Source organism: Aeromonas bestiarum, assembly GCF_028751155.1.
Lineage (GTDB): Bacteria > Pseudomonadota > Gammaproteobacteria > Enterobacterales > Aeromonadaceae > Aeromonas > Aeromonas bestiarum.
Genome location: NZ_CP064746.1, coordinates 2,183,911 through 2,197,460 on the forward strand (window position 1 = coordinate 2,183,911; position 13,550 = coordinate 2,197,460).

Genomic DNA, 13,550 nt, shown 5'->3' on the forward strand with positions numbered 1-13,550 from the left:
CGAGCCCAAGATAGCTGACCCGGCGGCAAATGACGTAATTTTTTTTCGCTTTCCTGATCCAAATCAGGAATGCAAGGCTCGATTGCTCAATCGTTAACCTGCCCTCGCAAACGGGCCCACCATACCCCAATCCATTCGTGAATGGCAGCCTCGGAATACATCAGATAACGCCCCTTCGGTAGGTAGCTGTAGAGGGGTTGCGCCACCAGGCTCTGCTTGGCTGTGTAGTCGGTGGGGGCCGGCACCGCATCGAGTCCCTGTCCCTGATAGAGCGCCATGGCTCGCGGCAGGTGGGTGGCCGAACTGACCAGCGCCACTCGCTTGCCCTTGAGATAACGGCTGATGCTGACGGCCTCGTCATGGGTGTCTTTGTTGTTTTCAAACAACGTCATCCGTGAGCGGGGTATGCCCAGACTCGTCGCCATGCGGGCATTGACCTCGGCGTTGGAGAGGGGATCCCCGGACACATAACCGGAGAAGATGAGCTCTGCTTGCGGGTAAGCCTGGGCGAGGCGCACCCCCTCCAGCGTTCTAGCGAGCGATATGTTGTTCTGCCAGGCGCGCTCGGGCACGGCCGGATCGCTCACGTGGCCGTTGCCCAGCACCACGATAGCCGCTATATCCGGGTGCTGGTTTATCTCAAAGGGCGGAAAGGTCTGCTCCAGCGGGCGGGCCAGCTCGTAGCTTATCGGTCGCATACCCATCAGGGCGACGACCAGCAAGGAGAGGGTCGCCAGCAGCTTGCCGGCTTTTTGAAAACGGGTGAACCAGAGCAGCAAGAGCGCCAGCAGCAGCAGGGAGAGGGAGAAGGGCAGCGGCATCAGCAATTGGCCTAGCCACTTCTTGATAACAAACAAGTTGGCGGCAAACAGGTTGAGCTCAAACACTGGGATGTAGTCCTTGAGTTTTCAGCAAATTCGGGATGTGACAGAATACCCCTCTTTTTTCGTCAGGCCCAACCCTGCGGCCAAAAGTTGAGTGTGTCTTGAAGCAAGATCAGAGTTTTGACGGGCGCGCCGACAAGTTCGCCCGCAACATTTATGACTCCACCAAGGGGCGCATTCGCACCACAGTGGTGTGGAGCGACATAGAAGCCTGCCTGGCGCGCCTTGGCAACCGACCCCTGCGCATCCTGGATGCGGGGGGCGGATTTGGCTACTTTGCCCAGAAGCTGGCGGCCATGGGTCATCAGGTGGAACTGTGCGATCTTTCCGCCGAAATGCTTGAACTTGCACGGGTCCAGATCGCCGAAAAGGGGCTGGAAGACAGAATTCGTCTCATCCAGTGCCCCATTCAGGATCTCAAGAGCCAGGTGACCGGCACCTTTGATTTGGTGCTCTGCCACGCCGTGCTGGAATGGCTCGCCGAGCCGCGCCAGACCTTGCTCGGTCTGTTCCCTTTCGTCAAGGCAGGGGGCATACTGTCGCTGCTTTTTTACAACCGTCATGGCCTGCTGTTTCAGAGCCTGGTGGTAGGCAATTTTGACTATGTGCGCCTCGGCCTGCGCAAGAAGCGCCAGACCGCCTTGACCCCCACCAATCCGCAGTTGCCGGAGCAGGTATACGACTGGATTGGGCGAGGGGGGCTCAAGATCATCGGCAAGACGGGGGTGCGCGTCATCCACGACTACATGCGCCACAAGCAGGATCAGGTCGAGAAGTTCGATGATCTGCTGGCCATGGAGCAGCAATATTGCCGCCAGGAACCCTTTATCTCCCTGGGTCGCTATATCCATGTGATGGCGCAGAAACCGTCAAGCTGACCAGCAGTCTGTCTAGCAGCCTTGTAATAACAACGAGATGGTCAGATTTTCGTGATGAGGCCATCCAAATGGATAACAACGAGATGGTCAGATTTTCATGATGAGGCCATCCAAATGCATAACAACGAGATGGTCAGATTTTCATGATGAGGCCATCCAAATGCATAACAACGAGGTGGTCAGATTTTCATGATGAGGCCATCCAAATGCATAACAACGAGATGGTCAGATTTTCATGATGAGGCCATCCAAATGGATAACAACGAGATGATGACGTCATGATGAGTACATCCCGTACCCTGCCCGAGATGGTGGGATGGGTCAGGCAGGAGGGGTTGGCGCTGAGCCTGCCGACCGACCGGCTGGCCTTTCTGATTGCAATCAAGACCCTGTCCGAAGATGAGTCGGACCTGTCGGAAGCGGCGCTGCACGATGCCTTCGGCTATGTCAGCAACGCCTTTGGCCAGATGGACGAGACCCTCACAGGTCGCGCCAACAACGCCATCAACGATCTCATTCGACAGCAGCTGCTGTCGCGCTTCACCACCGATATGGTGGCGGGGGAGAGCCTCTATCGCCTGTCGCGGCTGGGGATGGGGATCGTCGACTTCTTCATGGATCAGCGCCAGGTCGACTCCATCAAGCTCTCCATCCTGCTTGAACACCTGGCGGCCGAGCTCGACACCGCCCGCAAGGCGGCGCTTGAGACCAACACTCGCGAGCAGTGGGATGCAGAGGTGCTGCCACGGCTCACCTTCTCGCTGGAAGAGACGCTGGGGCGCATCGATCTGACCCAGCGCGCCATGGACGAGCAGCAGAATCAGGTCAAGAGCGAGATAGCGGCCCTGCTGACCCAGAACTGGGTCGATGCCATCCACAGCTGCGAAAAACTGCTGCACGAGACAGGCCAGACCCTGCGCGAGCTGCAAGATACCCTGGACGCCGCCGGCCACCGCCTGCAGGCGGGGCTGCTCAACATTCAGGAAGTGGCCCAGGGGCGCGACGATCTGTTCCATGTCGAGGAGCTGACCCACGCCCTGCAGGGGCGGCTTGACGTCATCACCAGCTGGGGCCAGCAGTGCATCGAGCTCTGGTCTCGTTACGATCGGCACGTCCACAAATTTATCCGCAACGCCATCGACATGGACAAGAACCGCGCCTTCAGCCAGCGGCTGCGCGACTCCATCCGCAATTTCGAGCAGCACAACTTCTTGCTGAGGGTGGCTGAGGAGCCCCGTCTGCTGGAGCTGCGGGATGAAACCATCGCCATCCACGATGAAGAGGTCACCGGCGAGGTGCCCCTCGAGATGGAGTACATGGAGATGGTGGACATCAACCAGGAGCTGGCTGAGCGCATCGAGCGCTACCTGGCCCGCTACCCCGAGCAGGGCCATCAGCTGGATGTGGCCGATGTGCTGCGGGAATACCTGCTGGATTACCCGGCTCACGCCCATTTCGATGTGGCGCGTCTCCTGATCGACCAGGCCGTGCGCCTGGGCCATGCCAGCGGTGAGCGCGAGCTGCACCACCAACCCGCATGGAAACCCATTAACCAAGCTGGATCCAAGGTTCAGGCCTATGTCATTGATCAATACTGAGTTTCCCTTGCCGCTGCGGCTCGCAGAGGCCATTGCCAACCCCTTGTTTCCGCGCATCGACACCGCCTTGCGCTCGGGCCGCCACATCAGTGCCGACGATTTCGAACAGCATTCGGCGCTGGTGGAGTACCACAACGAGCTGGAGATCTTCTACGGCCGCTATCAGGTGGAACTCATCAAGGCGCCGGAGGGCTTCTTTTACCTGCGTCCGCGCCCCAGCGCCGACATCGGCACGACCGTGCTCTCCGAGCTCGACATGCTGGTGGGCAAGGTGCTCTGTTACCTGTACTTGAGCCCGGACAGGCTCGCCTCGGAAGGGGTGTTCGCCATGGGAGAGCTGCAAGAAGAGGTGCTGAGCCTGGCCGACGAGAAGCAGCTGCTGCGCATGGTCAACAGCCGCTCCGGCGGCACCGATCTGGACAAGAAGAAGCTCTTGGAGAAGATCCGTACCTCCATGCGCCGGCTGCGGCGTCTCGGCATGATCACCGCCCTTGGCAACAGCGACAAATTCCGGGTCAACGAATCCGTGTTCCGCTTTGCCGCCGATGTGCGCTCCGATGAAGATCCGCGCGCCGTGCAACTGCGGATGATCCAGGAGGGCGAGGCCATCTTCCACGACGACGAGATGCCGAGCAGCGACTCGCTGTTTGAAGACATTGAAGCGGATCTCGATGAAGAACAGCTTGAACTGGAGGTTGAAGATGACCTGCAGCGTTAAATCCCAGGCCCTGATGGAGCCCTTTACTTTGATGGAGAGTGCGGCGTGAGAGGCAAATTCAAATCCCTGACCATGGTCAACTGGAACGGCTTCTTCGCCCGCACCTTCGATCTCGACCAGCTGGTGACGACGCTCTCCGGCGGCAACGGGGCGGGCAAGTCCACCACAATGGCGGCCTTCATCGCGGCGCTTATTCCTGACCAGTCTCTGCTGCATTTTCGCAACACCACGGAAGCGGGTTCCTCCAGTGCGTCCCGCGACAAGGGGCTCTACGGCAAGCTGCAACGGGGTTCCTGTTACTCAGTGCTGGAGGTGATGAACAGCCGCGAGCAGCGGATCTGGGTCGGCGTGCACCTGGAGCAGATCCAGAACCGTGACAACAAGGTCAACATCACCCCGTTTGCGCTGGTGGATGTGCCAGAAAACCTGTCACCCACGGATCTGCTGCTGGAGAAACTCGAGGGCGGCAAGGGCCGCATTCGTGCCTTTGCCGATCTGAAAGGGGCCGCCGCCGAGCTGGGGGCGCTGAAGGTCGCCAAGTTCAATACGGTGACCGACTATCACAACTTCATGTTCGAGTTCGGCATCACCCCGAAAAAGCTGCGTGATCAAAAAGATCGCGGCAAGTTCTATCGCCTGATCGAAGCCTCCCTCTACGGCGGCATCTCTTCTTCGATCAGCCGCTCCCTGCGTGAATATCTGCTGCCGGAGAACTCGGGCGTGCGCAAGGCATTCCAGGACATGGAGGCGGCCATCTATGAGAACCGCCGCACCCTGGAAGCGATCAAGGAGACGCAAGGTCAGCGGGATCTGTTCAAGAACCTGATCACCGAGACCACCCACTATGTGGCGGCGGATTATGTGCGCAACGCCGCCGAGAAGAACCGCCTCTCCGAGCTGGCCCTTAAGGCGCGTCAGGAGCTGGCGGAGAAACGCCGCATCTTGGCCGAAGAGCGCCAGCGCGCCATTTATCTGGCCGACGAGGTGGAGCAACTCACCAACCGCGAGAAATTGCTGACTGCTGAAGCTGAGTCTGCCGCCGATCACTTGGCAAAAGTGTTGGCTGCCGTTGCACTGCAAAAGAAGATCGAGATGTACCGCGCCGATCTGGCGGATCTGTGCGACAAGCTGGAGCAACAGCAAGCGATCGTCGAGGAGATCCACGGCCAACTGCTGGAGGTGGAGGAGCGCAAGGAGCTGGCGCAGGCCGAAGTAGACAGTCTCAAGACCCAGCTGGCCGACTACCAGCAGGCGCTTGATATTCAGCAGACCCGCGCCATCCAGTACCGTCAGGCGGTGCAGGCGCTGGAGAACGCCCGCGTGCAGTGCGAGCTGCCGGGGCTGACCGCCGAACAGGCGAGCGACACCCTGCACCAGTTCCGCAGCGCCGAGCAGAGCCTCACCAGTCGTATGCTGGGGGCCGAGCAGCAGCTGGCACTGGCCAAGGCGGCGGTAGCCGAACATCAGGCCGCGCTGACGCTGCTGTTGACTATTGCCCCCGAAACCGCCCGCGAGGCCGCCTGGCCCACGGCGCAGGCGCTGCTCAAGCGCCATATCGAAGACAAGGCCCGCATTGCGCAGGGGCAGGGGCTGCGCTCAGCCCTGACTCGCCTGGAAAAAGAGAGCGAGAGCCAGAAGGCCTTGTTCAAGTTGCGTGACGAGCTGCATCAAGCCAGTGGCCAGCAGATCGCGAGCCAGGACGAGCTCGAGCTCTTCCTCGAAGCCCAGCGTACCCGTCAGGAAGAGCTGGCCGATCAGCAGAGCGATCTGAACCAGCGCCGTGCCAGCCTGGAGCATCAGGGTGCACAGCTGGGCCGTGATATCGGCGAGCTCACCAAGCTGGCCCCGCGCTGGCTCAAATCCTTTGAAAAGCTCGAGCAGCTGCGCGAGCAGAGCGGGCTGCCGCTCGCCACCGCCGAGGCGCTTTCGGCTGGCATGCAGACCGTGCTCGACAAGGAGCGCGAGTTCGAGCAGGAGAGCAATCGCATCGCGGCGCAGAAGCAGGCGCTGGAGCTGCAAATTCGCAACCTGCAGCTGGGTGCTGGCGAGGCGGATCCGCGTCTGGCCCGCATCGCCGAGCAGGTGGGGGGCGTGCTGCTCTCCGATGTCTATGACGACATCTCCATCGACGATGCTCCTTACTACTCCGCGCTCTACGGTCCGGCTCGCAGTGCCCTGGTGGTGCTGGATCTGGAAGGGGCCATAGAGCGGCTGAAAAAACTGGAAGATTGCCCGGAAGATATCTACCTCATCCAGGGCAACCCCGACTCCTTTGACGAGGATCTGGTGGAAGCGGACGAGCTGGGGGACGCCGTGCTGGTGCGCACCAGCAAGCGTCAGGTGCGCTTCTCCCGCTACCCCGAGCTGCCGCTGTTTGGTCGCGCCGCCCGGGAAAAACGGATCGAGCAGCTTGATCTCGAGCGGGAAAATCTGATCGAGGGCTACGCCAAGGCCGCCTTCGAGCAGCAGAAGTTCCACCGTCTCTACGGACATTTTCGCGACTTTATCGGCCAGCATCTGGACATCGCCTTCCGCCCCGACCCCGAAGCCGAGGTGCAGACCAAGCAGGCCGAACTGCGCACCTTGCAGGGGGCCATAGCCGAGTGCGACAAGCAGCTTGGCGAATCCAAGGCCATTGCTGCCCAGCTGACCCGATATATCCAGCTGGTGCAGGGGATGCTGCCCTTTGGCCATCTGTTTGCGGAGGTCGACTTGGCCGCCCGTCTCGAGGCGGCCCACGCCGACGTCGAGGCACTTAAAACAGCCGAAGCCTTTATCGCCCAGCACGGCAAGGCGCTGGAGAAGCTCGAGACCCTGGTGCAGGTGCTGCGCCAGGATCCGCAGGATCTCGCCGCCCTGCAGGCCGCGTTCGACGAGACGAGCGAATTGCTGGCCGAGCAGAAGCGCCGCTGTTATGCCCTCGATCAGCTGGTGGCCCGTCTGCCGCACTTCGCCTATCAGGATGCACAAGACCTGCTTGGCAAGGCGTCCGAGATGAGCGAGCGACTCAAAGAGAAGCTCAAAGCGGCCGAGCTGGCCGCCCGCACCGCAGGGGAGCAGCACAAGCAGATTGCCCAGCGCCACACAGAGGCGTTGCAACTGCGCACCGCGCTCGATTCCAGCGCCTCGGCCAAGCGCCAGACCCTGACCGAGTTCGAGCAGGAGCTGGCCGCCATGGGGCTGACCCTGTCGGACGACATGGAAGAGAAATCTCGCGCCCACAAGAAAGAGATCGAAGAGCTGCTCATCCGCACCCGTTCCCGTCGCACCAGCGCCGAGGCCCAGTTGCAGGTGACCAAGCGCGAGATTGAATCCCTTGGCGGGCGCCTCAAGCTGGAAGGCAAGGATTACTACAGCGCCCGTAAATCCCTGGTGGGCCACAAGGCGAGCTGGTCGCGGGTGGTGCGTCTGGCACGGGACACAGACGTCGAGAAGCGTCTGAACAAGCGCGAGCTGGCGTACTTGGACAGCGACGAGCTGAGATCCATGTCGGACAAGGCGCTCGGCGCCCTGCGCGTCGCCGTGGCTCACGACGAAGCGCTGCGCGATGCGCTGCGTCTGTCGGAAGGCAACCGCAGCACCGAGCAGAAGGTCGCCTTCTACGTGCAGGTCTACCGTTACCTCAAAGACCGTATCCGCAACGACATCATCCGATCCGATGATCCTGTGGAGGCGATCGAGGAGATGGAGATCGAGCTGGCGCGCTTGGCCGACGAGCTCAAGCAGCGGGAAAACCACCTGTCGCTCTCCTCTCACGAGGTGGCGGCCAAGATCACCAACATCATACGTCGCGAGCAGAACCGCATCCGGGTGCTCAACCAGGGCTTGCAGAACATCGCCTTCGGTCTGGTGCGCGGGGTGCGCCTCAACGTCAATATCCGCGAGGCTCACACTCGCTTGTTGACCGCGCTGGCGGATCAGAGTGCCATGCACAACGATCTGTTCGCCGACAAGGAGCTCAGCTTCTCCGAGGCCATGGCCAAGCTGTTCCAGCGTCTCAACCCGCAGACCGAGCAGGGGGATCGCAGCTATCAGGTGATGGGCGATGTCTTGCTCGACTATCGCAACTACCTGGAGCTGGAGATCGAGGTGCAGCGTGGCGCCGATGGCTGGCTGCGGGCCGAGAGCGGCGCGCTTTCCACCGGCGAGGCGATCGGTACCGGTCAGGCCATCCTGCTGATGGTGCTGATCAGCTGGGAGGAGGAGTCCCGCCGTCTGCGCGGCAAGGATATCGCTCCCTGCCGCCTGCTGTTCCTCGACGAAGCGGCCCGTCTGGATGGCAAATCCATCGCCACCCTGTTCGAGCTGTGCGAGCGCCAGGACATGCAGCTCTTGATCGCCGCACCCGAGAACATCAGTCCGGAGAAGGGCACCACCTACAAGCTCATCCGCAAGGTGCAGGGCAAGCACGAGCACGTGCACGTGGTGGGTCTGCGGGGCTTTGGTTTTGCCGATGACAAGCTGATCGCCTGACACAGGTTGACGGGTGAACACACAAACGGGAGGCTGAGGCCTCCCGTTTTATATGGAAAATATGGGAAAATGGGCACTCCGGTCTCGTTGCTTGAAAGACGTGATGCGGCATGGAACGCGCGATTGGTCATCCCTGGGTGGTCATTTTTACGGCACGACAGAACCGCTTATCCCGGCAAGGGGAGCAAGGACAAAGCCCATGGCTGACATGAAGGGAAAGATGCAAGACGTACAAAAAGGGCTGCTGTTATCGCTTTGTCTGCTGCTGGCAGCTTGCAGCAGCCGATATGACGACAGCCACGGCGGCAGTTGGCGCGGTTATACCGACACCGGGCTCGCCTCCTATTATGCCGACCGCTATCACGGCAAAAAGACCGCCAGCGGCGAGCGCTATCGCAACAACCTCAATAGCGCCGCCCATATGGAATTGCCCTTTGGCGCCATGGTGCGGGTCACCAACCTCGCCAATGGCAAGAGCGTGGTGGTCAGGGTCAATGACCGCGGCGCCTTTAAAAACGGGCGTATAATCGATCTCTCCAAATCGGCTTTTAGCAGCATCGGCAGCACAAGATCCGGCCTTATCAAGGTGAAGATAGAGGTGCTCTAGTCGCCGACTCGTTCAATGGCACGAACAGAGTGTCCAATCTGCCCGGCTATATCCCGCCGGGTACTCCCTTTTACACTGCTCCTTCGCTCAAAGGTGGCTCCCAGACCGGAGCCCCTTTGCATACCCCTGAAAATGGAGCAGATAAAGATGAGTGAAGAGAAACGGGTGTCCATCGCCGTACTGAAAGCCCGCGCCGGCATGAGAGATCCGCTGCGCCGTGAGTTGCTCAAACTCATTGCGCCGACGCGGCGAGAGCCGGGCAATCTGGATTATGTACTGTTTGAATTGCGCGACGAACCGGGCACCTTCTATATGCGCGAAGCCTTTGTCAGTCAGGCTGCGCTGGATGCCCATTGTGCGACCGACTATTTTCAGGCCTTTGCCAATCAGACCGATACATTGTTGGCAGAGCCGCTGCGGCTGATTTTTATGGCGGAGGTGAGCCATCCATAAGCGAATTGGGCCTGCTGCTGGCCCAATTTTCCCCCATATGCCAAGTGCCCAGCCCAGACGCTTTCCCGCTATTCCTTGGTGTCGATGATCCGCCAGCTTGCATCTTCACGACACCCGTTAGGGATGTTGCATTACACTGGTTCCCCCTATTTCTGCCCAATAGCCTTTTCATCTCCCCGCTGGTCGGTAAGATATCCAAATGAAAATCAAATTTGCGCTAAGCCTAGTGCTCTAGATAAAAACCGTGGCAGGCCATGTCTGCTTAACGACACGACTGGCTATCCAGGAGGGCCGATATGGCTTTAACGGGGGGACGAGATGGAGATCGCGTTGGCGGATGTGCCGGACAGTGAGTTCGAACAGCGCTTTGCTGCCGTCAAACAGGGGATTTTTCCCTATGTTGAGGCGGTCTTTGGCTGGGATGACGACTTTCAGCGCGAGCGGTTGAGCAGTGAATACCAACCGCAGTGGTTTTCGTGGATCCTGCTGGGGGGCGAGCGAGTCGGTCTGCTCTGCTGCAAGCCATACGACGATGCGCTGCACATTCATCTGCTGATCATCTTCCCGCAGTATCAGGGTCGGCAGTTGGGCTCGGCCGTCATGGACCGGCTGTATCGCGAGGCGGAGCGTGAGGGGAAAAGTCGGGTGACCCTGTCGAGCTTTACCGCCAATCAGAGGGCAATAGAATTTTATCGGCGCCTCGGTTACCAGGCGGTGGCGGAAGAGCCAGCATTCGTCTTCTTGTCCCGGCCGGTGACGAGAGAAGAGTCGTAAGTACTAATGGTTGGCGGAGAGCCCTAATGGCAATGCTAGAGATTTTAACGGTCCCCGACCCCCGATTGAGCATCAATGCCGAGCAGGTTGAGGATATTGCGGCCGTGCAAGGCCTGATCGATGACATGCTGGAGACCCTCTATGCCACCGACAATGGTATTGGTCTGGCCGCCACGCAAGTGGGGCGCAAGGAGGCCATCGTCATCATCGACCTGTCGGAAAAACGGGATCAGCCGCTAGTGTTGATCAATCCGCAAGTGACAAGCGGTACTGAACCGGCGCTTGGGCAAGAGGGGTGTCTCTCCGTGCCGGATTATTATGCCGATGTTGAGCGTTATGGCTCGGTAGTGGTGTCGGCACTGGATCGCCATGGCGTGCCTATCACGGTAAAGAGCTGCGATTTCCTGGCCATCGTGATGCAGCATGAGATCGATCACCTGCAGGGCAGGGTGTTTATCGATTATCTCTCGCCGCTAAAGCGCAAGATGGCGTTGAAGAAGGTGAAAAAGCACCTCAAGGCGACATGACGTGATATTTCATGCGGCGCATTACATATCCATTTGATTATCTGCACAGGAGAACGGGGTAGCCATGTACAAGGTTGGTATTGTTTTATTTGATGATTTCACCGATGTGGATTTTTTCTTGATGTATGACCTGCTTGGGAGAAGCAAAGAGAGCTGGTCGGTGAAAATACTGGGAACCAAGCCTGAGCATGTTTCTGCACTTGGTATCAACGTAAAGACGGATGGAGATGTGGCGGAAGCACGTGATCAGGATGTGGTGCTGATCACCAGTGGGCAGCGTGGTATCCCTGCCGCGCTGCAAGACCATGAGTTCATGTCCACATTGCGGCTGGACCCACAGCGGCAGCTGATTGGATCAATTTGTGCTGGTTCATTCATATTGCATGAACTGGGCTTGCTGAAGGGGAAGAAATTAACAACCAACCCTGCAGCCAAAGCCCAGTTGCTGGAGATGGGGGGTGATGTTCAGGACTTTCCTCTGGTCGTGCAAGGAAATATTGCAACGGCAGGCGGCTGCCTCTCACTGGTTTATTTGATTGGCTGGGTGGCCGAACGGTGTTTTGGTCCGGAAAAACGTAGATTGATGCAATCTCAGCTTATTCCTGCCGGACAAATGGATATCTTCGAACAGCTGATCTCCTCCACTATCAGAGAGGCTGAAGAGTCATTCGACTGATGCCATTGCTCACTGTTTATATCTGTCTGGACCCATAGCCTGTCTGCCCAATGAAACAGGATGGCACATGCACCTCGAATTCAAAAAAATAAATCTGGCGCGTGACTATGAGTTTTGTGTGACCGCCCGCCGGGATGCCTATGTTTGCAGCTTCCATCGCGACGACGGATTTGACGAGTTTCTGGCGGGCTATCGGGAGCGGATGGCGACGAGGCTGGCCAGCAAGGAGTGGCATTATCTGCATGTCTGGCAGGGGGGCGAGATAGTGGGGCAGCTGGAGTTTTGCACTTTCTCATCCGAACCGGATACCGGCTACATATACCTGATCTATTTGACGCCACAGGCTCGGGGGCAAGGGTTGGCCGAATTACTGCTCCGGTATATTGGTCGCACACTGCGGCAGGCCGGTTGCCGGCGGGTTGTGCTGTCGGTCAGCCGTCTCAACCAGCGCGCGCTGCGTTTCTATCAGCGCTGCGGGTGGCAATACCTGGGGCCAAACCCCAAGCATGCCGAAACAGATTTTTATGAATATTGGTTGTCGGATCCGACGTAATCAGTAGCCGTATTTGAACGGGGAAAAAAAGTCCCATGGAGGGGGAAAATATATGGAAGTGAGACAAGTCCGGGTATCGGATGCAGATAGCGTACTGGCCCTGATGAACAGACTCGACAATGAAACAACTTTTATGCTCTATGAGCCGGGTGAGCGCACCACGACAGAGGTCGAGCAAGCTCAAATATTGGCCTCGTTTGTCGATGCAAATAATAAAGTCATGCTGGTACTGTCGGAGCAGGACGAGATTGCAGGTTTTATTGTCGGCATCGGTCAACCGGCAAATCGCAACAAACATGTACTGTATTGCGTTATCGGTATTCAACACTCAGTAGCTGGACAGGGCTTTGGCAAAAAAATGATGTCTGCGCTGGAGGCCTGGGCCAGGGCGCACGGCTTTACCCGTATGGAGTTGGGCGTCATGTGCCACAATGCCCGGGCTTGCGCGCTATATCGGGTCTGCGGGTTCGAGGTAGAAGGCGTCAAACGCAATACGATGAGAGTCGATGGGGCATATGTCGATGAATATATGATGGCCAAGCTGATTGAGGAGGTGGCATGAGCAAGATGCAGTGGTGGGTTCCCTTGAACGTCGCTCGGTCGCCAAAGAGTGCGCGCAGATGGGCGGTGCTTGTGCTGATGTCGCTGGGCTGGCTGTTGGCCATGGCGCCGGCCCATGCCGAGGAGCCGCAGCTCGGCGCCGAGTATCGCCCTCTGGTACAGAAGGTGATCGATGCCGCCAAGGCGCGGGATCATCAGGCGCTTGCTAACCAGATGAAGTACCCCTTCAAGCAGGAGTATCCCATCCCGATCATCAAGAACTCGCCCGAGATGGTGGCCCGTTTCGATGAGGTGTTTGATGACGCCATTCTCAAGAGTATCGCCACTTCCCGGATCGGGCAGGATTGGCAGACCATGGGCTGGCGCGGCATCATGCTCGGCAGTGGCGAGGTGTGGCTGGATTTTGATGGCAAGGTGATAGCTATCAATCATCAGACGGCGCAGGCCGCGGAGCTTAAAGCCAGGCTTATCGCCAGGCAGAAAAGCGGCCTGCATCCCGGTCTGCGGGAGTACCAGCGCCCCGAACTGATGTGGCAGACCGAGAAATTTACCATTCGCATCGACAACATGGATGATGGCCACTATCGCTATGCCTCCTGGGCGAAGGGAAAGACGCTCAGCGACAAGCCGGATTTGGTGCTCAGCAATGGCACCGTCAGGGTGGAGGGGACGGGGGGCAACCATACCTATCAATTCAAGAGCGGCCCCTACCGCTACGAGTGTGTCGTGACAGTGCTGGGTGAGCGGGGCGCACCAACCGGTGAGCTGGTCGTCTATCAAAACGAGGTTGCCATCATGCACCAGCCGGTGATCAAAGTGCTCTGATATCCCTTAATCTGCCCGAAACG

General features: G+C 58.8%; 13 protein-coding genes. 12 read left to right on the forward strand and 1 reads right to left on the reverse strand.

The genetic code is table 11. The features are described from left to right. Positions 1–86 precede the first annotated feature (86 nt). Positions 87–857, reverse strand: a complete 771-nt coding sequence (gene elyC / locus IU367_RS10155; protein ID WP_274454368.1) for an envelope biogenesis factor ElyC — start codon at positions 855–857, stop codon at positions 87–89. Between the two features lie 128 nt (positions 858–985). Here elyC and cmoM point away from each other — a divergent pair, with 128 nt between their 5' ends. The 12 genes from cmoM to IU367_RS10215 all read left to right on the forward strand — a co-directional run bounded on the left by cmoM (position 986) and on the right by IU367_RS10215 (position 13,527). Further along, positions 986–1,762 (forward strand): tRNA uridine 5-oxyacetic acid(34) methyltransferase CmoM, encoded by a 777-nt coding sequence (gene cmoM / locus IU367_RS10160; RefSeq protein WP_098983983.1) that lies wholly within the window; start codon positions 986–988, stop codon positions 1,760–1,762. Between the two features lie 278 nt (positions 1,763–2,040). Further along, positions 2,041–3,360 (forward strand): chromosome partition protein MukF, encoded by a 1,320-nt coding sequence (gene mukF / locus IU367_RS10165; protein WP_098983984.1) that lies wholly within the window; start codon positions 2,041–2,043, stop codon positions 3,358–3,360. Beyond that, positions 3,341–4,078, forward strand: coding sequence for a chromosome partition protein MukE (gene mukE / locus IU367_RS10170; RefSeq protein ID WP_021140832.1), 738 nt, complete (start codon positions 3,341–3,343; stop codon positions 4,076–4,078). The genes mukF and mukE overlap by 20 nt, the downstream gene beginning before the upstream one ends. 45 nt (positions 4,079–4,123) lie before the next feature. Continuing rightward, positions 4,124–8,551 carry a chromosome partition protein MukB gene (gene mukB / locus IU367_RS10175; RefSeq protein ID WP_274454215.1) on the forward strand — a complete coding sequence of 1,476 codons (4,428 nt, stop codon included), beginning with the start codon at positions 4,124–4,126 and terminating at the stop codon, positions 8,549–8,551. Positions 8,552–8,771: 220 nt separating this feature from the next. Beyond that, positions 8,772–9,158 carry a septal ring lytic transglycosylase RlpA family protein gene (locus tag IU367_RS10180; RefSeq protein ID WP_098985123.1) on the forward strand — a complete coding sequence of 129 codons (387 nt, stop codon included), beginning with the start codon at positions 8,772–8,774 and terminating at the stop codon, positions 9,156–9,158. 147 nt (positions 9,159–9,305) lie between these two features. Next, positions 9,306–9,611, forward strand: a complete 306-nt coding sequence (locus tag IU367_RS10185) for a putative quinol monooxygenase (RefSeq protein WP_416015284.1) — start codon at positions 9,306–9,308, stop codon at positions 9,609–9,611. Between the two features lie 318 nt (positions 9,612–9,929). Continuing rightward, the gene (locus tag IU367_RS10190) at positions 9,930–10,385 is read left to right on the forward strand and encodes a GNAT family N-acetyltransferase (RefSeq protein WP_098983987.1); all 456 of its coding nucleotides are present in this window, start codon (positions 9,930–9,932) and stop codon (positions 10,383–10,385) included. Between the two features lie 26 nt (positions 10,386–10,411). Beyond that, the gene (def, locus tag IU367_RS10195; protein WP_098983988.1) at positions 10,412–10,912 is read left to right on the forward strand and encodes a peptide deformylase; all 501 of its coding nucleotides are present in this window, start codon (positions 10,412–10,414) and stop codon (positions 10,910–10,912) included. A 64-nt stretch (positions 10,913–10,976) separates the two neighbouring features. Continuing rightward, entirely contained in the window at positions 10,977–11,588 is a 612-nt protein-coding gene (locus tag IU367_RS10200; protein WP_098983989.1) for a DJ-1/PfpI family protein, read from the forward strand. Between the two features lie 67 nt (positions 11,589–11,655). Then, entirely contained in the window at positions 11,656–12,141 is a 486-nt protein-coding gene (locus IU367_RS10205; protein ID WP_098983990.1) for a GNAT family N-acetyltransferase, read from the forward strand. Between the two features lie 52 nt (positions 12,142–12,193). Further along, the gene (locus IU367_RS10210) at positions 12,194–12,703 is read left to right on the forward strand and encodes a GNAT family N-acetyltransferase (RefSeq protein WP_274454216.1); all 510 of its coding nucleotides are present in this window, start codon (positions 12,194–12,196) and stop codon (positions 12,701–12,703) included. Continuing rightward, complete coding sequence (locus tag IU367_RS10215; protein ID WP_098983992.1) at positions 12,700–13,527, forward strand: hypothetical protein; 828 nt, start codon at positions 12,700–12,702, stop codon at positions 13,525–13,527. Before IU367_RS10210 ends, IU367_RS10215 begins: the two co-directional genes overlap by 4 nt. The last annotated feature ends 23 nt before the right edge of the window (positions 13,528–13,550 follow it).